This window comes from Shewanella aegiceratis (assembly GCF_019457495.1).
GTDB lineage: Bacteria > Pseudomonadota > Gammaproteobacteria > Enterobacterales > Shewanellaceae > Shewanella > Shewanella loihica.
This window is the reverse complement of record NZ_CP080416.1, coordinates 3,817,514-3,836,195: the sequence shown is the minus strand read 5'-3', so window position 1 is coordinate 3,836,195 and position 18,682 is coordinate 3,817,514. Positions and strand designations below refer to the sequence as shown.

Genomic DNA, 18,682 nt, shown 5'->3' with positions numbered 1-18,682 from the left:
CCGATATTTTCGGATGAGATGTTGACCTATATCAATTCTGTTACATACACATACAGGTAACCTGAAGCTAATATAAAACTAAGCTTCATTTTTGAGCGACTTTGATGAGTGAGGAGGGCGAAATGACGGAACTAAACAAAGCCCTATTGATTGAATTATTAGAATATCCGAGGAAGCGCATCGTGCAGTCGATGGAGCTAAAGTTTTGTCCTCACGCGGGTTTTTTCAATAGCACAGATCCCCAGTGCATCCACTGCTATCAGGGGATGGAGTGCGTCTGGATGAACCATAACGATGAGCTGGTGGCCGTCGAACGCAAGTCGGTTGCCGAGCTGAAACAGCAGCTGCTGATCGCGGTCGATTTTATCGATTCTAGCCTCACCCCCCATCACCTGTCGCGCCGTAACTGCGAATGTGAAAACTGTGTCTGGCTCAGACGGGTACAAAAAGTCCTGGATATTCAATAACGACCAAGAGAAAAGCTTGCCGAAATAGTCGGTAAGCTGGCATCTTGGCCGACGAGAGATTAGAGTAGCCTGCATAATGAAACACTTGCTTATGCGGAGCTAACGATGCAACCCAGTTTTTGGCACGACAAATGGGCCTCACAGCAGATAGGTTTTCATCTCGACGAGGTCAACGCCCTTCTTATCGACTATTGGCCGCAGCTCGAGTTGGCTGCCGGCAGCCAGGTCTTCGTTCCCCTGTGTGGTAAAACCTTAGATCTCTGTTATCTGGCCGAGCAGGGGCTGGAGGTGATCGGCTGTGAACTGAATCAGAGCGCGGTAGAGCAGTTCTTCAGTGACAACGAGCTGCCGGTCGAGCGTCAATCGAGCGGCGAGCATGAGTGTTACCGCACCGAGCAGGTGAGCATATACCAGGGGGATCTGTTCCGTCTGCCAAAGGAACCTCTCGAGGCGGTGAGTGGCTTCTATGACAGGGCGGCGCTGATCGCCTGGCCGCCTGAGATGCGCCAGCAGTATGTGGAGTGCCTGGCCGGTTTATTGCCGCCTAAGAGCATAGGCTTGCTGATCACCTTAGACTATCCACAGGAAGCGCTAAACGGCCCGCCATTTGCGGTATCCGATGCCTGGATCCAGGAGCATATGAGCCCCTATTTCGAGATCGAGTGCCTCAGCACCCAGGATGTGCTGGCCGAGAATCCAAGGTTCGTGAAGAAGCAGGTGCCCTGGCTGACCGAGTCTGTCTATCGTCTGGTGAGACGTTAAACTACAAAAACTTAAGCTAAAGAAACTTAAGCTATAAAAAATTAAGCGTTAGAAAGCAAAAAGGCGACCAGAGGTCGCCTTTTTCATCAGAGCCTGGGGCTCATCGAATTAGAAGTCGTAACGAACACCAACGGTGAAGATGTTGTCGTCTTCTAGGTCAACTTTAACGCCAGCAACTTTGTGGTCGCCTTCGTACATTGCATAGTGACCGTAGATCAGAGTTGATTTAGCTACGCGGTAGTCAGCACCCACAGTGATGTTAGTCACGTTGATGTCAGTACCAGCTACACCAGAGATGTTTTTGTAGTACTTACCGAAACCAGCTTCGTCTTTACCGTACTCAGCTTTCAGGTTAACGCCGTTCAGGTTGTAGGCAACGTTTACGAAGTAAGTGTTGTTGTCTGTAGAACCGTCTTTAACGCTTTCAGAGTTTTGGAATAGACCGCCAACTTTGAAGTCGCCTAGCTTAACTTGAGCAACACCACGGTATGCGTCGATACCAGAGATGCCTTTGTTGTAAGCTACTGCAACATAGTAGTTTTGTGCCTTGAACTTCTTGTCACCCAGAGTCGCGCTTAGAGCGTACTGGTCATCAGCATTTTCAACGCCAGCCTGGTTGTTGTCAGTCATCAGGTAAGTCGCGTTCAGAGTGATCAGGTCAGCGATCTTTGGAGAGTAGTACCAGATACCGTCAGCGCTACGAGTTTGCGCGCCTACCAGACGGTCGATATCGGCGTTTGAGTTACCAAATAGGTCGATGCCACCTTCAGATTGCTTGAATACTGTGTCGTTACGACCAACAAGCAGGGTACCGGCTGCGCTCTTAAGACCTAGGAATGTGTTACGAGCCTTGAATACGTCACCTTTAGAAGAAGTATTCTCAACTTGGAATTCCATTTGGTAGATAACATCGATACCGTCAGAAATCTTTTCAGAACCTTTCACACCTAGGTGTGAGAAGTTGTTCTCAAGAATAGTACCATCTTTACCTTCTTGAGTAGTTGAACCCTTGTCAGAGTTAGTTAGGGTTAGGTCTAAACGACCGTAGAAGTTAGGGCCATCGGCTAGCGCGCCGAATGAGGTCAGTGCAATAACAGATGCTACTGATGCAGAGATTAGAGATTTTTTCATGTATTGTGCTCCCAAGAACTGAGTTCTTTTCCATTTTTTAATGGTTATTAACATAGTTTCCATAATTTGCTCCGAGGGTCCGTTCTCGTAACAAAGTTGGCCAGAAGTTTACAGTTTTATGGCAGTAAGAGTGTGGCGCAGATCAAATTTCTGCTTATCAAGGTTAGCTTTACGAGGAATTTGTGACAGATCTGTCTCATCCGTTTAAAAAACAGCCAATCCTTGTAAATTTAACGTATTACGCCTACTCCCAAAGGGGTATGCACTCTGCTGTTGATGTAAACAAACTGTAACTTATTAAGAAGTTGCTAAAATTGTAGGCGTTTTGCTTGAGAAAGCATAAATATGTTTAAAAAGTGTGCGCTTACGCACAATTATTGCCTGTTATTTAGCTGAAAGGGGCGAACAGGGAAGCAAGCAGGGGCAGCCAGATAAAGCCACGCGGCGAGTAAAGCGGCTAGAAGAAAAGCAAAAAGGCGGCTCTTGGCCGCCTTTATTTAAGCTGGGGACAACTTAGAAGTCGAAGCGCATACCTATGGTGACTATGTCATCACCCAGATCTTGCTTCATGCCAGCCAGTTTCAGGTCGCCATCATATTTAGTGTAGTGGCCATAAAACAGTGTGCTCTTACTGATACGGTAGTCGGCACCTATGCTGAACTGTTGTAGATCTACGTCAGACACGGTTTCCATGCCCGCGCCATCGCTACCACCCACATAACGCTTCACATACTTGCCCAGACCCGAATCGTCCTTACCGTACATCGCCTTAAGCTTCAGATTACCCATCACATAGGCGGCATTGATAAAGTAGGTATCGCCTTCTAGGTTGGCGTACTTGCTGTCCACATGTTCACTGTTCTGATACAGGGCGCCTAAGATCACCTGCCCCAGCTTCACCTGTGCCACACCGCGATAGGCTTTTACGTCGTCGATGTTGTCGTTGTAGGCCGCGGCAACATAGTAGTTCTGCGCCTTGAGTGCCTTATCACCTAAGGTGGCGCTGAGGGCGTACATGTTATCTGGCGCCACGCGCTCGTTGCCGTCATAGGTCACATAGTTGTCTTCCATCAGGTAGGTGGCATTTAATGTGATGAGATCGGCGATCTTAGGCGAGTAGTAGGTGATACCGTCTGCGGTACGCGATTGACCGGCGACCAGCAGATCGATATCTGAGTTGGTGTTACCGAAGAGGTCGAAGCCACCTTCGGATGCCTTAAATACGGTGTCGTTACGACCCACAAGGGCGGTACCTATGACGCTTCTAAGCCCCAGGTAGGTGTTACGTGCGGCAAAGGTGTTGCCTGAGTTGTCATAGTTGCTGACACCAAACTCCATCTGATAGATCACCTCTAGGCCGTCGGCGACTTTTTCGCTGCCCTTCACCCCTAACCAAGAGAAGTTGTTCTCTATGATGGTGCCATCTTTCTGGTTTTGGGTGGCGATGCCATTATCCGAGTGAGTGAAGGCAAGATCGGCACGGCCATAGAACTGAGGACCGTCGGCGAGCGCGGTGAATGAGGTGGCTGCGAGGGTGGCGAAAATGCTTGCCGATAGAACAGATTTTTTCATTGTCATCTTCCTGTAGCGATTATGGCCATCTCAAAGAGGGCCTTTGATTTTTTTAGCTAACGAGAGTCATGGGCCCAGAGGGAGCTTTCTTGGCCGCTTATGCTGTGTCGCGGCGTCAGTGTGCCCAGAAGTGCAATGTTGAGATGTGATCCGTGTCGCAAATCATTGGTTTTACGTGAGTTTTATCATGTTATTTTACATTTAAAAACAGTGGGTTAATTTGCTCTTTACCCTGTGTCACCCTCTGCTTGCCAGGTTGCTGCAATCGCCCCATAGGCTTAACACTTGTCACCGTTTTTCTTTTTGGGATTTTGCCTGGGATTGCGGTAAAATCGGCGGGTTTTTAGTTATATTACCGGAGCCCACCTTGAGCCAACCTGAACTCTCTGACGCCTATCTCAATCGCTTTGCCGGCATTGGCCGCCTGTATGGCGCCAAGGCACTGACCCGATTTGCGCAGTCCCATGTGGCTGTGGTCGGCATAGGCGGGGTTGGTACCTGGGTGGCCGAGGCGTTGGCCCGTAGCGGCATTGGCGAGATCACCCTGATCGATCTCGACGATATCTGTGTCACCAACACCAACCGCCAGCTGCACGCCCTCAAGGAGACGATAGGCGAGTCTAAGGTGGCTGTGATGGCCGAGCGTATCATGCAGATCAACCCAGAGTGCCGGGTCAATCAGGTGGAAGATTTCATCACCACAGATAACCTGAATGACTATTTTACCGGTCGCAAGCAGGACGGTAGCCTGGACTATGTGGTCGACTGTATCGATGCGGTCAAACCTAAGGCGGCGCTGATCGCCCACTGTAAGCGCCAGAAACTGCCGATAGTGACGGTAGGCGGCGCCGGCGGTCAGACAGATCCTACTCAGATCCAGGTGGCGGATCTGGCCAAGACCTATCAGGATCCTCTGCTGGCCAAGGTGCGTAACCTGCTGCGCCGCGAATACAACTTCCCTAAGAATGTGCAGCGCCGTTTCAGTATAGAGGCCGTGTTCTCTACCGAGCAGCTAGTCTATCCCCAGGCCGATGGTAGCGTCTGCAACGTCAAGGCCACGGCCGAGGGCAGCATGCGTATGGATTGTGCCTCTGGTTTTGGCGCCGTCACAGTGGTGACGGGTAGCTTCGGCTTTACCGCCGTGAGCCGGGTGCTGACCAAGCTTGCCGCCAAGGCATAGCCGATATCGCCTGCTGGCCTGAGGCGTAAATCACCAAAAACTTGATTTAAGTCTAAAGTCACCCTTTGGTCACTTGTTAGACTCAGTCGACATTTTTTGCTGGTGATTGATTATGAAACAGGCCCTGTTAAATCGATTCTTACGCTATGTGCAATTTGATACTCAGTCTGACGGGCGCCAAAGCTGCTGCCCCAGTACCCAGGGGCAGATGGCGTTGGCCGATCAACTCAGAGAGGAGCTGATCAAGTTAGGCTTCAGTCAGGTGGCGCTTTCCGCGACTGGCTATCTGACGGCTCTGGTGCCCGCGACAGTTGAAGGGGTTCCGGCCATCGGCTTTATCGCCCACCTGGACACGGCGCCCGATTTTAGCGGCGCCAATGTTCGTCCTCAGCTGATCGAGAACTATGATGGCGGCGATATCCCTCTCGGCGCGCAGCATAGACTCTCTCCCGAAGAGTTTCCCGAGTTAGATCACTACCTGGGGCAGACGCTGATCACCACAGATGGCAGCAGCCTGCTGGGCGCCGACGACAAGGCGGGGATCGCCGAGATCATCACAGCGCTATCGACTCTTCTTCAAGATCCCGACAGTCGCCATGGCGATATCTATCTCTGTTTCACGCCGGATGAGGAGATAGGGCGCGGCGCCGACAAGTTTGACTTCGAGGCCTTCAAGGCCGAGTGGGCCTACACGGTAGATGGCGGCGAGCTAGGTGGGCTGGAGTTCGAGAACTTCAACGGCGCCACGGCCGTGGTGACCGCCAAGGGCAACAACTGCCATCCGGGCTCGGCCTATGGCGTCATGGTCAACGCCCAGACCATGGCGGCGCGCTTTCATGCCAAGATGCCCCTCGGCGATACCCCGGAGAACAGCCTGGACTATGCCGGCTTCTTCCATCTGATTGAGATGAAGGGGGTGACCGAAGAGGCGCAGCTCACCTATTTGATCCGCGACTTCGACCTGGATCAGTTTGAGCAGCGCAAGCGTTGGCTCACCGAGCGGGTCGAGGCCTGCGACGCCCAGCTGCAGCAGGGCTCATTAAGCGTCAGCATCACAGACAGCTACTACAACATGCGCGATCAGCTGATCCCCCATCCCCATATCGTAGAGATCGCCAAGCAGGCGATGACTGACCTTGGCATCACTCCCAAGGTCAAACCTATCCGCGGCGGCACGGATGGCAGTCGTCTCTCCTATATGGGGCTGCCTTGCCCTAACCTGTTTACCGGTGGCCATAATTTCCATGGCAAGCATGAATTTATCTGTCTGGAATCTATGGTGAAGGCGACCGAGGTGATCATGGCGATCTGTCAGCTGACGGCCAAGCAGCTGAAAGCCTGATTAGCGCTTAAAAGCCTGATGGGTTGGAGAGGTTGAGCTCGACGGCCTGATTGTCCAGTACCTCCACCGGGAAGCTCACCTCGAAACAGGCCCCGTCCAGCTCGCCGTCGTCGCGATAGCGAATATTGCCCTGGAGCAGGGTGACGGCGTTGAAGGCGGCGGAGAGGCCTAGGCCGGTGCCGCCCTCTGAGCGCGTGGTGGTATAGAAGGGCTCGAAAATATGGCCGGTGGCCTCGCTGTCAATCCCCGGTCCATCGTCCTGAATACAGATCTTGAGCATTCCCGCGTTCACCTCGGCATCTATCCTGATCTTTCCTTGGCTGCGGCCCTTGAAGCCGTGGGCATAGGCGTTGGAGAAGAGGTTAGTGACTATCTGCTTAAACAGGCTCAGGTTGGTGAGTATGTTGAGGTCGGGATCGACCCGATATTCCACCTCGGCCAGCTTATCGCCGTAGATAAATCGCATCGACTCGTGGTGCTCCTCTAGTCCCTGTTTGAGATTGATGCTGCGTTTATCTTCTAGGCTCTGCTCGGCCGCTATGGTCTTGAACTTCTGGATCAGGCTGCTGGCACGGGTGATGTTGCTGATGATCAGCTCGCAGCTTTGCTGGTACTCTTCCAAGATGGCGTTGATCTCCTCCAGGGTCGCGTTCTCACTGTGGATCAGCTTGATCAACTCCTCGACATGGATCAGCTGAGTGCTGGCGGCGGTGAGACAGATGCCTATGGGGGTGTTGATCTCGTGGGCCACGCCAGAGACCAGGCCACCGAGGGCCGCCATCTTCTCCTGCTCGACCAACACCTGCTGGGCACGCTTGAGCACCAAGAGAGACTGTTCCAGCTCCTGGGTGCGTTCCTTCACCTGGCGAGCCAGCTCATCCTTGTAGCTACGTTCCAGCTCCAGTAGGCGCTCGCGATCCGCCAGGGCTTCCTGTAGCTCCAGCTTGGAGGCCTTAATGTCGTCGAAGGAGCGTCTGAGTTGCTGCTGCATCTTGTTTATCGCCTCGGCAACCAGCCAGAACTCGTCATTCTTATGACTGTCCTTGACGAACACCAGGGGCTCGAATTCACCTTCCAGGTTGATGTTTTGGCTATAGTCGCTGAGCTTATGCAGGTGGCGGGTCACCAGATACCAGACCAGGAAGAGGATGAAGCCGGCGACGATGAAGGTCTTGATGGCGTTGGAGAGCAGTATGACGATGGCGCGGTCCAGCAGTTTCTCATACACCACCCTAAGGTCTGCCTGCACCAGCAGGGTACCCACGTCGATATTCTCGTTGCCCGAGCTGTAGACCAACTTGAAGCTGCGCTCTATGGTGTTCTCCGGCGTGGCGGTGCCCGCCTGCCAGTGTTGGCCGCTGTCGTCGTCTATCTCTATATAGGTGATGTCCGGCAGTTGGATCAGGCCATCTATCTGGGTGTTGATTAGCCGCTCATCGATCACCCAGATGCTGGCCGCCAGCACGTCGAGATTGACCTTCTCTATGCTGTCGAATTGGCGGGTGATGCGGTTGACGTCGCTACGATAGTCGTTGATCAGCTGAAAGCCCGTGGTGAGCAGGGTGATCAAGGAACTAAAGAGGATGATCGACAGGGTGAGCTTTCTGCCGATGGGACTCTTGAGTAGCTGCGCTGTGTGGTTTGCCATTTATGGGTTCGCTTATCCTAAGCACCATAAGAACGGCCGACAATTGACGCTAGGTGCAGTGTCCAGATCACATTGCTTTAAGCATAGCCTGATTATTATCTTCTGCTCGTGCAAAGGGATAAAAATGTCGCCAAGATGATGTTTGTAAAGTCTTTATGTGGCGCTGCGTGTTGGCATTTTACTTGCAGTTACTCTGCTTACTGCAGGTTTTTTGACACTAGGTATCAAGATGGAAAAAGTAAATCTGATGCTGTTTAAACAGACGAGTCCCAAGCAAGTGATCTTTAATTTGATGTTGTGGCTGACCCTGATCAGCGCCGCCTTACTCTTTGCGCCCACCTCCTTGATGCAGACCCTAAGGTTAGAGCTGCTGGTCAACCAGTATGCCCACTTCATCGGCCTAGGGCTGATTGTCGGCGCCGCCTATCTGCTGACCCAGGTGACTAACTATTTTCTCGACGAGGCGATCAAGCACCTCAAGGGCAAGCGCACCAAGGAGACGATTGAGAAGAAGGTGAGGCTGCTGGATCCCACTGAGCGCGCCTTGCTGCGGGAATTCTTCCTGCAAGGGGAGACGGTGCTGACCCTGCCGGAAAATGAGGCCGCGGTGCAGAGCCTGCTGCAGGCCAACATCTTGCAATATCTGGGCAACAAGCAGCAGTACGCCATCCACGGGCCGACGGCAGACTTTAAGATCGCCATGGAGGCGAGATCCCATCTCAATCGCCAGGTGTTGCGTCTGCCACAGGGCGAGCCTAATCAAGAGCAGTTACAGCTGCTGATCAAGGCCAGACCTCACTTTATTCACAGTGTGGTGCCGAGCCGCAAGCACGCCGCCTAATCTCATTTTGGGGATTTGGTAGAAACAGCCCAGGAAGTTGGGTGTGAAAACACCGAGCGCTAGATAAAAAAGTGGGGGCATAAGCCCCCATTTGCATTAGAAATATGATTTTCTGGACTTCTAAGTCCTATCTATTCTGGTTTCGACTTCGAGATAAACAACCACATGATGTATGACATTATGCCAATGGTGGTGAAGATCACTATCATAGATAGCAGGCCAATGGGGTTACCGAACATTAAATCTAACCAAAATGCCATGTGAGAAATCCTCTTTCGCAGCTGTTTATATCGTTGTCTGAAGCTAAATTAGCGCGAATGGATATGAGAAATGCTGATCTCGATCAATGAATGCTGTCAATTTGATAGCGCCCTATCATCGTTTTGCTGAATTTTGTGAGCCTGGTGGCAAATTTATCCCCTGCGAACAGGGCGATTGTGACGAGTTTTAACCGCTTAGGATGAAAAATCGGCAGTCGGTAATAAAGGTGCCGCAAAAGGCTTGCCATTAGTAAAAGCAAAGGTATAATTCCGTTCACTTACTCGAGACAGAGAGTAAGGTCTGATTGATGAGCCGGAGTGGTGGAATTGGTAGACACGACGGATTCAAAATCCGTTTCCTTCGGGAGTGACGGTTCAAGTCCGTCCTTCGGTACCATTATCAGTTGCTCTCCTCGAGAGAATAGCGGTAAGATCAGACAAACAAGATGCAGATGTGGTGGAATTGGTAGACACGCTAGCTTCAGGTGCTAGTGGCTTAACGGCCGTGCGAGTTCAAGTCTCGCCATCTGTACCAACTTGTTGATGCACTCCTCTCTAGAAGAGATAAGAACCTGCTTAATTGCAGGTTTTTTTATGCCTAAAATTTGTCTTTGTTTGAAATCTCGGCAGCCGCCATTTCTCTGTAGTTTTTTTTTACCCCGCTTGTAGCCTCTGCACTCGCCACAATCTATGCTCGCACCCTAGGCACTCCATCTTACTATTTTGCGCCTTGCGTGAATCAGCCTTTACCGTAAGGAATAGGGGAGCGCTTGTCTGGTTAGACAATGTTCTAGTACTTAGGGGAACTGATGGGTCCTGAGGAGGAAGTAACCAAGACTAAAAAAAGAAGCATCCATGCTTTGGGAGTATAGCTAAGGTTAAAAGAGGTGGGTGCCCGTCTCTTGACGCCGACCTCAGGGGTTAACTCTGCTTACTGAAATTGATAGCTCAGGGTAATGCCAAACTGCCTGCCCCGAGCCAGGGTCGCCAACTCGTCGCTGCTATAGAAGTAGCTCTCGTTGGTGAGGTTTTCGCTCCACACCTTGGCCGACAGGTTCGGCGTGATCTGATAGCGCATGGCGGCCTCGACCAGGTTGGCGGCCTCGCGGGTCAGCTCGCCCGAGGCGGGCTCCTTCACCGGCGCCAGGTAGCGATAGCCTGTGCTGAAACTAAAGTCAGACCATCTGTATTCCATGTTGACACCAAGCTCGTTGCGACCGGCATCGGCCAGGCGATCGCCCTCGTCGCTGACGGCGTCTATCCACTGGCCCGTGCTGCCCAGGGTAAACTGCTCGCTGGGGCGCCAGTCGATGCGATATTCCAGCCCCTTGATGCTGCCGCTGTCGACGTTGCGATAGCTGAGCGTCTCCTCGGCGATGCTGACGCGCTCGATATAGTCGCTGACGCGGGAGTAGTAGGCTGCCAGCTGCCAGGCGAAGTCGCCATAGACATCGGTCAGGGTCAGCTCGGCCGTGGTGGATTTTTCTGGCACCAGATCGCTGTTGGCCACTATGGTGCCGCGCCCCGTGCTGCCGCTGTAGTAGTGTTCGGTCAGCGAGGGGAAGCGGTAGGCGTTGCCTAAGTTAATCTTCCACTCCTGCTGCTCGCCGCGGGTATAGACGGCGCCGATAAATCCGGTGACGGCGGTATCTGAGTGATCCTCAGCCCCCTCGCCGGACTGTTGATAACGCGCCGCGCGCATGCCCGCCACCAGTTGCCAGCTATCCAGCTGGGTGCTGGCGTCGGCAAACAGGGCGTATTCATCCTGGCTGGCATCGATATTCTGCTGCAGACTGGTGCTGTCATTTTTCAGCGAGCGCTCGAACTCCGAAGCCTTGACGCCGCGACGTGCGATATAATCGGCGCCCCAGCGGCCATTGAAGTCGCCGCCTTGCCACTCCTTGACCCAGTGACCACCAAGATCCAGAGACTCGTTACTGACAGTGTTGACCCGTTTTGCCGGGCGTATGGTCTCAGTCTCCAGGCTCTGGTCGTGGGCGAACAGGCTCAGGCTCCAGTCGTGGGGGCGTGTCAGGCGCCATTGCAGCAGGTGGTGCTGCTCGTCCGGGTAGGAGACGATCTTCTTGTTGGGATAGTCCTTGCTGGACTTACCTATGTCGTCGCCATTGCTGTAGAGGTAGAAGGTGTCGCTCTCCAGGCCATTGTCGAATGCCCAGTGGTGATCGATCAGCGCAGATTGCTGGTCGAAATGATCATAAAGGGTGTTGCCCTGCACATCTTCGCTGTTGCCGGCGTGTTGTCTCGACAACGCCACGGACCACTGCTCGTTACCGGCTTCCAGGGTCTGCTGATCATACTTGGCATCGGTCAGGGTCAGGCTGGCCGCCACATTGTGGGCGTGCTTGGGGTTGAGCTGCACCAGACCACCCAGGGCGCCAGAGCCATAGTAGGTGGAGGAGGGTCCCTTGATCACATTGACCGACTCGAGAAATTGCGGCGGTATAAATGAAGCTGTCGTTCCGGCCCGGCGTTCTGTGTAGAGCGGAATGTCACCGATAAAGGTTGGCACTCGCCAACGGGACATCCCCCTGAGTCCGACGGTTTGAAAAAGCCCTCCCTGGCCGACAAAACTAATTCCGGGAACGGAATGCAACAAACGTGCTAGGTTAGTCGGGGTCGAATCGCTGTCGTCCGGATTAAGGGTATTGACGTTCGCCGTCGTGGCAACAGGACTCTGAGTGGCATTCCTGTTGCCATTGATGGTGATACGTTCAATCGACTGCGCGGCCAACCCCGATGAAGAGGTCAACACGAGGAGCGATGTGAGTATCGATGAAGTGATTCTGTTCAAAGATAAAGACATGCGGCTTACTCCAGTGTGCTTAGGGGCATACCTTAGCAAGGCGCTGGCCCGGCAAACTGACAAAGATCAGTTGGCCAAAACTATTTTTCCTAGGCAAGTAAAAGAGCCTGAGAGGCGAGGCGACGGATGAGCGGGAAAATTAGATTGAATTCACCTGGTTCGATGCAATACCCTAGATAGATAACAAAACGAGACCCTATGAGCCGATGGCGCAACAAATAGAGCAAACCGTATATATTGTCGATAACGACGAGGCGATCCGCGAGGCGATGGCCTTCCTGATGGAGTCCGTCGGCCTACCCTGCAAGCTGTACTGCTCGGCGCAGGAGTTTCTCGACGACTATTCGCCGCAGATGAGCGGCTGTCTGGTGCTGGACGTGCGCATGCCCAAGATGAGCGGCATGGAGCTGCAGCAGAAGCTAAACGAGCGTCAGGTATCCCTACCTATCATCTTCATCAGCGGTCATGGCGATGTGCCCATGGCGGTCAAGGCGATGCGCCAAGGCGCCTTCGACTTCATCCCCAAACCGTTTCGCGATCAGGAGCTGCTGGATCGCATCAATCTGGCGCTGGAGCAGGAGGCGCAGCTGCGTCTGGTGCATCAGCAGCTGAGTCAGATAAAAGAACGCCTGGCTACCCTCACCGGACGTGAGCGGGAGATCCTCGACAATATCGTCATGGGGAAATCCAACAAGCTGATTGCCATCGAGCTGGAACTTAGTCAGCGCACGGTGGAGATCCACCGCGCCAGGGTGATGGAGAAGATGGCCTGCGACTCCCTGGCCGAACTGGTACATGACATCACGCTGATCAAGTCCGCAGACGCCTGACCCTAGGTCGTCCGATTCACCACACATTCATTCGCTAACTGTCTTGGCTTTTAAGCTAAGACAGTTTTTGTTACACCGAATTCTTCATCTCAAACTTCCATCTCAATCTTCTGTCTCGATCTTCTCGCTCATTTTTTTTTCCTGCTCGGTTAGCCGCTAATTCAAGCCAATCGGCTCTGGCGGCGCTGTTCCTGCGTGCGAAGCCGAGTGAGCTGGCGCTTTTTTTCGCCAAACTGATCTTTGTCAGTTGGTTATTTATTTCTGCCTGTAGTGTGAAACAGCTTGTGTATACGAACCAACCACACTCAAACGACAAAAATTCGCATCGATGCTAAGTGGGTAACACGGACTTAAGGTGCAATTTTGGTAGTAATAAAATAACTAGGAGGCTTTTGACTATGTTCAAAAAGTCAACATTATACAACAGCCTGTGTCTCGGCTTTGTCAGCCTGATGGCGGTGAATCACGCCCAGGCTGCTGCGTCAGCACCTGTGGTTAGTAAGTCTGTTAATAACGTCACTATCCCTGCGCTGCGCGATATTGCGCTCAACTTGAGCAAAGATACCAAGGCACGTCTTGTGCGCGGTAAGATGGATTCGGCGTCCGGTGAAACCACCCGTAAGACCAGCGAAATCATCCAAAACTTCGAACTCCCCTTCGTTGGTGGCATGGGTAAGAGCGCCTCTGGCCTGAGCAAATCCAGTAAGACGATGGGCGTCTTGGCCCTGGACGCAGCCGATCCCGTGCAGCGTGACTTCCTCGGCGACAGCATGCCATCGCCGCTGATGAGCTTCGACGGCATCGACAATATCAACCGTGTTGCCCCGCCCGATACCACAGGCGATGTCGGCCCGAATCACTATGTGCAGATGGTTAACGTCTCTTTCGCCATCTGGGACAAGCAGGGCAATCAGCTGATCCCGCCAACGCCGACCAATGCGATTTGGAAGAGCCTGGGGGGCATCTGTGCCCAGAACAACGACGGTGACCCTATCGTGCTCTACGATCCGCTGGCGGATCGCTGGATGATGAGCCAGTTCGCCATCAACCAGTCTGACTACCACGAGTGTGTCGCCGTGTCTAAGACGCCGGATCCTACCGGTGAATGGCACCTGTATGACTTTAAGATCAGCGACATCAAGATGAACGACTACCCGCACTTCGGTGTGTGGCCAGACGGTTACTATATGTCGGTGAACCAATTCTACCTCGATGGTCGTGAAGATCAGTGGGGCGGCGCCGGCGCCGTGGTGTTCGAGCGTGAGAAGATGCTGCGCGGCGAACCAGCCCGCATGGTCTACTTCGACGATCCTGCACCAGAGCTGGGCGGTATGCTACCGGCCGACCTCGATGGTCTGACGCCGCCACCGGAAGGTGCGCCAAACTACTTCGTGCAACCTATCGATGACAGCCAGGGGCCTGCCACCGATGAGCTGCATATCTGGGCCTTCAAGACAGATTGGCAAAACCCAGAGCAATCTACCTTCGAGCAGATCGCCATGTTGCCGGTTACCGGCATGGAGTTCAGCGGCTGTAAGGGCGGCTGTATTCCTCAGCCTGACGTGAGCAGCGAAGACTATCTGGACCGTATTCCTTATCGTCTCATGTTCCGTCTCGCCTATCGTAACTTTGGCGATCACGAGGCCATGGTGCTCAACCACACAGTGTTTACCGGCGACGCCGATACCAATCGCTGGAGCCCACGTTGGTACGAGATCCGCAACCCAAGCACCACGCCGACGGTTCACCAGCAGAGCAGCTACGCGCCTGATGGCGATACCCGCTGGATGGGCAGTGTGGCTATGGACGCCGTGGGCAACATCGCCCTGGGTTACACAGTCTCTGGCCCTAACACCTATCCGTCGGTACGTTATACCGGCCGTCTGGCATCGGATCCCCTAAATACCATGCCACAGGGTGAAAACGAGCTGGTGGCCGGTGGTAGTTCACAGCGCGGCGCCAACGGTCGCTGGGGTGACTACAGCACCATGAGCGTGGATCCTGTGGACGATTGTACCTTCTGGTATACCCAGGAATACTATGGCGACTTGAACGCCGGCGACATCGACTGGATGACTCGCATCGGCTCCTTCAAGTTCCCTAACTGTACTACGGGTCCTCAGGGTACCCTGGTCGGCACAGTGACCGGCGTCGAAGGCAAGCCACTGGCTAACGCCATGGTGAAAGCCGGCGCAGTAACCGCCTTTACCGACGAGAACGGCCACTATGAAGTGACCATGCCTGTGGGCAGCTATGACGTGAGCGTTCGCGCCTACGGTTACCAAGAAGCCAAGCACGCGGATCTCGCGATTGCCGAAGATAGCGAGCAGACGCTGAGCGATTCACTGTCGCCGCTACCTCTGGTCACCCTAACCGGTAAGGTAGTGGATAACAGTGGTCACGGCTGGCCATTGGCGGCCAAGCTGGCCCTTGCTGGCGAACTGGCACCAAACCTTGAGCTGATGAACGACCCGGCAACCGGTGAGTTCAGCGTCGAGGTGTATCAGGGCTGGGGCTATAAGATCACCGCTTCTACTGCGCTGAACGGCTACAACGAGAAGTGGCTGGACTTCGTGGCGAGCGATACTCAGATCGCCAACGGCGTCACCTTAGCGCTGGATGTAAACAACAGCGTCTGTAGCGCACCGGGTTACAAGGCCTACGGTATTGTCGAAGACTTCGACGGCGAAACCTTTCCACCTGCGGGCTGGACAGTGGTTAATGATGCAACTGGTGATGATATCGAGTGGCGTACTAATACCGCTTGGGATCGCCCTAACTTTACCGGTGGTAGCGGCAAGTCGGCGGCAGTAGATAACGACCGTTACGGCTGGGGTAAGTATGACACCAGTCTGGTCTCGCCAAGCATTCAGGTCAGTGCCCTGGAAGATAGCACCGCGCTGCAGTTCAAGCTGGACTTCGTCGGCGGCATCTTCGGCGGCTCTATGGTTGATCTCGACATCAGTGTCGACGGTGGCGCCTGGAAGACGCTACTGAGCTATCCAGATACGACTCGTGAGCGTCTGGTGGACTACGATCTGGCCGCTGAAGTGGCCGGTGCGACCGAGTTCCGCCTGCGTTGGCACTATCACCACATCTATGGCGATACCAAGCAGTGGGATAACTGGGCTCAGGTGGACGATATCTCAATCGCCCGCGGTTGTAGCTCGGTAGAGGGTGGCCTGGTGGCCGGTACCATTACCGACTTCAACACTCAGCTGCCTGTGGCTAACGTCGAGATCGTCGACGGTCTGGGCAACAAGGCGGTGAGCGATCATCAGGGTCAGTATGTGATCTTCTCGGCCGAGGGTGAACAGCAGATTAACCTGCATCAGGCAGGCTACGCCGACGTCAATGAAAATGTCAGCGTGACTGCCGATGACGTGACTGCCAAGGACTTTAGCGTCAAGGCGGGTCGTCTCAGCTCTGAAACTGAAACCATCGAGCTGGCGGTGACCAGTGGTCGTAACCTGAGCGAAACCTTTGAGATCCAAAACTCGGGCAGCAATGATCTGACCTTCAAGCTAGGCGAGATCAACGCGCCACTGGCCGCGCCTGTCGAAGGGCCTAAGCTGGCTATCGGTGGTCGTAAGTTTGGACCTAAGAACCTGTGGGATCTGACGACACGTAAGATCCGCGTGCCTTACATTCTGCCACAAGCGGATCTCGAAGAGAGCCAGGTGGTACAGAGCTGGGCGGTCGATCTGGTGGCCTCTAACGGCGTGGTCTTCGACCAGTCGACAGGCGATCTCTGGATCAACAACCTGGGTGTGTTTGGTGGTGACGATAAGGTCTATCGCTTCAAGCAAGATGGTACCAAGACAGAAGACAAGATCGATCTGCATCCGTTGATGACGACCCGTGGTGCCCACGCCGGTATGACCTACAACAGCCGCACCGGCAAGTTGTGGCAGATCATGGTGGGCGGTGAGCGTTGTATCTACGAGCTGGATCCGGTTGAGAAGCAGGCCACTGGCAAGCGTCTCTGTCCTGATGTGACTACCTCGCAGCGCGGCCTGGCCTATGACGCGGTGAACGACCAGTTCTTCTCGGGTTCATTCATTGACGGCCTGATCCATCGCTTTGGCAGCGACGGTACTCTGCTTGAGTCGACCGATGTGGGTCTGCCTATCGCAGGCTTAGCCTTCAACCCAACATCACAGCACCTGTTTGTGGCGACCAACAGCTTCAAGCCTATGGATATCGATATCTACATCCTGGATGTGGCCAACGATTACCAGGTGATCGGCGGTTACGCTATCGACGGCCGTGCCGACGGTGGTGGATCGGGTCTGACGATTGACTGTCAGGGCCATCTGTGGGCACTGGATATCGAGGCGCAGCAACTGTTCGAGGTTGACTCTGGCGAGACCGGCGTGTGTGACTTCCAGGATGTGAACTGGTTGTCGCTACAGCCTAACGTCGGTGACCTGAGCGTCGCGGGTAACCAGCAGGTGACCCTGGATGTGGACGCCGCCAACATGGCGCCGGGCGAGTATGAGGTTCAGGTGCTGCTCAACAGCAACAGCCCATATAAGATGCAGTCTATTCCGGTGAAACTGACCGTGAATGAACGTGTTCCAGGTGTACTAGGCTTTGCCGTGACTCACTATGAGGCTAACGAGGCCGATGGCACCGTGACCCTGACAGTTTCACGTCAAGGTGGCAGCGACAATGCCCTGACCCTGGAGTACCGCACTCTGGATGCAACGGCCAAGGCGGGTGAAGACTTCGAAGCCGCCTGGGGCGTCATCAAGTGGGACGACATGGACATGGCCGACAAGACCATCAGCATCAAGTTGCTAAGCGATGATGTCGAGGAGTCTATGGAGTCCTTCAGTGTCGCCCTGTCACAACCTACGGGTGGTGCGACCCTGAACTCGGCAACCATTGCCACGGTTGAGCTGGAAGACAAGAAGTCCAGCGGCGGTAGCTTAGGCCCAGTCCTGCTTCTGCTACTGGGTGTCGGTTCACTGTTTAGCCGTCGCCAAGCGCGTCGTTCATAAGTGTGATTAAGCCAGCGCGAAGCCTCGCGCTGGCTTTTTACCTCTAGCATTCACATTGGAGAATTCGATATGTCACGTTTCCTCTCTACTTTAGCCATCTCTATCGCCCTGCTGGCGAGCGGCGCCCAAGCCGAAACTCAAACCGAAGCTCACGCCCAAACCGAAACCCAAACGGTAGGCTGGCGCGATCTGGCCCATGCCCGCGAGGTGGCCAGCGATCCCTATCATCAACTCAATCAAGATCAATCACAGCTGATGCTGGATTTCATGGCCATCTCGGCCCATTTCGCCAAGGAGCAGCGCGACAACTACCTGCCGGCGCTTAACACCCTATCGCCGCTCAGCTCGGTGGATTTCAGCCAGGGCAGCTATCCCTACGCCGAACAGCTGAACGCCTATCTGGCGCAGGCGAACGAGGTCAACGCCAAGCTGGATGTGGCCATCGAAGCCGAGCAAGACCCGGCCAAGCTAGCCCAGGTGATTCAGGCGACCAATAAGTCACTGGACGCCATGGCGGCGCTGTCACCGCGTCTCGAGCAGTTCAAGCATGGCAGCGACAAGTATCTGGACAAGAAAGAGCGTATCAAGCAGCCCAAGTATGCCGCCGCCTTCACCGTGGGCAGCACGTTGGTTGATGCCGTGCCTGCCTATCAGGCCCAGCAACAGGCGTTACTGGCCAAGGCCAAGCAGCTTAAGGCGCAGTTAGCGCACAATCTTTGAGCCCAACTGATCTTTGTCAGTTGGCCGCGCGCAATAACGGGTAGTTTGTATCACTGGTATACACACAAGCATCGAATAACGGCAAATCACGTCAACTTT

Annotated in this window: 13 protein-coding genes and 2 tRNA genes; 10 read left to right on the top strand and 5 right to left on the bottom strand. The window is 54.0% G+C overall.

Features of this window, described 5'->3' with window-relative positions:
• Nucleotides 1–122 precede the first annotated feature (122 nt).
• Both K0H80_RS16635 and K0H80_RS16630 read left to right on the top strand, forming a co-directional pair.
• On the top strand, nt 123–467 hold the full coding sequence (locus K0H80_RS16635; RefSeq protein ID WP_011867058.1) for a hypothetical protein: 345 nt from the start codon (nt 123–125) through the stop codon (nt 465–467).
• A gap of 105 nt (nt 468–572) precedes the next feature.
• Nucleotides 573–1,229 (top strand): thiopurine S-methyltransferase, encoded by a 657-nt coding sequence (locus K0H80_RS16630; protein ID WP_011867057.1) that lies wholly within the window; start codon nt 573–575, stop codon nt 1,227–1,229.
• A 108-nt stretch (nt 1,230–1,337) separates the two neighbouring features.
• Here the strand turns inward: K0H80_RS16630 and K0H80_RS16625 are convergent, their stop codons facing one another.
• Both K0H80_RS16625 and K0H80_RS16620 read right to left on the bottom strand, forming a co-directional pair.
• Complete coding sequence (locus tag K0H80_RS16625) at nt 1,338–2,360, bottom strand: porin (RefSeq protein WP_220045344.1); 1,023 nt, start codon at nt 2,358–2,360, stop codon at nt 1,338–1,340.
• Between the two features lie 513 nt (nt 2,361–2,873).
• The gene (locus K0H80_RS16620) at nt 2,874–3,932 is read right to left on the bottom strand and encodes a porin (RefSeq protein WP_220072318.1); all 1,059 of its coding nucleotides are present in this window, start codon (nt 3,930–3,932) and stop codon (nt 2,874–2,876) included.
• A 367-nt stretch (nt 3,933–4,299) separates the two neighbouring features.
• Here K0H80_RS16620 and tcdA point away from each other — a divergent pair, with 367 nt between their 5' ends.
• Together tcdA and pepT are read left to right on the top strand one after the other, a co-directional pair.
• Nucleotides 4,300–5,112 (top strand): tRNA cyclic N6-threonylcarbamoyladenosine(37) synthase TcdA, encoded by an 813-nt coding sequence (tcdA, locus tag K0H80_RS16615; RefSeq protein ID WP_220072317.1) that lies wholly within the window; start codon nt 4,300–4,302, stop codon nt 5,110–5,112.
• A 112-nt stretch (nt 5,113–5,224) separates the two neighbouring features.
• Complete coding sequence (gene pepT, locus K0H80_RS16610) at nt 5,225–6,454, top strand: peptidase T (RefSeq protein ID WP_220072316.1); 1,230 nt, start codon at nt 5,225–5,227, stop codon at nt 6,452–6,454.
• Nucleotides 6,455–6,461: 7 nt separating this feature from the next.
• Here the strand turns inward: pepT and K0H80_RS16605 are convergent, their stop codons facing one another.
• Nucleotides 6,462–8,102 (bottom strand): sensor histidine kinase, encoded by a 1,641-nt coding sequence (locus tag K0H80_RS16605; protein WP_220072315.1) that lies wholly within the window; start codon nt 8,100–8,102, stop codon nt 6,462–6,464.
• A gap of 229 nt (nt 8,103–8,331) precedes the next feature.
• On the opposite strand from K0H80_RS16605, the gene K0H80_RS16600 reads away from it, so the two are divergent.
• The gene (locus K0H80_RS16600) at nt 8,332–8,943 is read left to right on the top strand and encodes a superinfection exclusion B family protein (RefSeq protein ID WP_011867044.1); all 612 of its coding nucleotides are present in this window, start codon (nt 8,332–8,334) and stop codon (nt 8,941–8,943) included.
• A 131-nt stretch (nt 8,944–9,074) separates the two neighbouring features.
• Here K0H80_RS16600 and K0H80_RS16595 read toward each other — a convergent pair whose 3' ends face one another.
• Nucleotides 9,075–9,203, bottom strand: coding sequence for a DUF3149 domain-containing protein (locus tag K0H80_RS16595; protein WP_011867043.1), 129 nt, complete (start codon nt 9,201–9,203; stop codon nt 9,075–9,077).
• A gap of 312 nt (nt 9,204–9,515) precedes the next feature.
• Between K0H80_RS16595 and K0H80_RS16590 the strand changes: the two genes are divergently transcribed.
• Nucleotides 9,516–9,600: transfer RNA gene (locus tag K0H80_RS16590), tRNA-Leu, on the top strand.
• Nucleotides 9,601–9,651: 51 nt separating this feature from the next.
• Nucleotides 9,652–9,738 (top strand) — tRNA-Leu (locus tag K0H80_RS16585).
• A gap of 396 nt (nt 9,739–10,134) precedes the next feature.
• Here K0H80_RS16585 and K0H80_RS16580 read toward each other — a convergent pair.
• Nucleotides 10,135–12,027, bottom strand: coding sequence for a TonB-dependent receptor plug domain-containing protein (locus tag K0H80_RS16580; RefSeq protein ID WP_258406127.1), 1,893 nt, complete (start codon nt 12,025–12,027; stop codon nt 10,135–10,137).
• A 206-nt stretch (nt 12,028–12,233) separates the two neighbouring features.
• On the opposite strand from K0H80_RS16580, the gene K0H80_RS16575 reads away from it, so the two are divergent.
• From K0H80_RS16575 to K0H80_RS16565, 3 genes are all read left to right on the top strand, one after another.
• Nucleotides 12,234–12,857 carry a response regulator transcription factor gene (locus K0H80_RS16575; protein ID WP_220043370.1) on the top strand — a complete coding sequence of 208 codons (624 nt, stop codon included), beginning with the start codon at nt 12,234–12,236 and terminating at the stop codon, nt 12,855–12,857.
• Between the two features lie 398 nt (nt 12,858–13,255).
• Nucleotides 13,256–17,863, top strand: coding sequence for a Calx-beta domain-containing protein (locus K0H80_RS16570; protein ID WP_220072313.1), 4,608 nt, complete (start codon nt 13,256–13,258; stop codon nt 17,861–17,863).
• Nucleotides 17,864–17,932: 69 nt separating this feature from the next.
• Nucleotides 17,933–18,583 (top strand): hypothetical protein, encoded by a 651-nt coding sequence (locus tag K0H80_RS16565; protein WP_220072312.1) that lies wholly within the window; start codon nt 17,933–17,935, stop codon nt 18,581–18,583.
• Nucleotides 18,584–18,682: the final 99 nt, after the last annotated feature.

Bases quoted from the DNA above. Each gene is read 5' to 3' on its own strand.
- K0H80_RS16635 (WP_011867058.1), top strand. From the start codon at position 123: ATGACGGAACTAAACAAAGCCCTATTGATTGAATTATTAGAATATCCG.
- K0H80_RS16630 (WP_011867057.1), top strand. From the start codon at position 573: ATGCAACCCAGTTTTTGGCACGACAAATGGGCCTCACAGCAGATAGGT.
- K0H80_RS16625 (WP_220045344.1), bottom strand. From the start codon at position 2,360: ATGAAAAAATCTCTAATCTCTGCATCAGTAGCATCTGTTATTGCACTG.
- K0H80_RS16620 (WP_220072318.1), bottom strand. From the start codon at position 3,932: ATGAAAAAATCTGTTCTATCGGCAAGCATTTTCGCCACCCTCGCAGCC.
- pepT (WP_220072316.1), top strand. From the start codon at position 5,225: ATGAAACAGGCCCTGTTAAATCGATTCTTACGCTATGTGCAATTTGAT.
- K0H80_RS16605 (WP_220072315.1), bottom strand. From the start codon at position 8,102: ATGGCAAACCACACAGCGCAGCTACTCAAGAGTCCCATCGGCAGAAAG.
- K0H80_RS16600 (WP_011867044.1), top strand. From the start codon at position 8,332: ATGGAAAAAGTAAATCTGATGCTGTTTAAACAGACGAGTCCCAAGCAA.
- K0H80_RS16595 (WP_011867043.1), bottom strand. From the start codon at position 9,203: ATGGCATTTTGGTTAGATTTAATGTTCGGTAACCCCATTGGCCTGCTA.
- K0H80_RS16580 (WP_258406127.1), bottom strand. From the start codon at position 12,027: ATGTCTTTATCTTTGAACAGAATCACTTCATCGATACTCACATCGCTC.
- K0H80_RS16575 (WP_220043370.1), top strand. From the start codon at position 12,234: ATGGCGCAACAAATAGAGCAAACCGTATATATTGTCGATAACGACGAG.
- K0H80_RS16570 (WP_220072313.1), top strand. From the start codon at position 13,256: ATGTTCAAAAAGTCAACATTATACAACAGCCTGTGTCTCGGCTTTGTC.
- K0H80_RS16565 (WP_220072312.1), top strand. From the start codon at position 17,933: ATGTCACGTTTCCTCTCTACTTTAGCCATCTCTATCGCCCTGCTGGCG.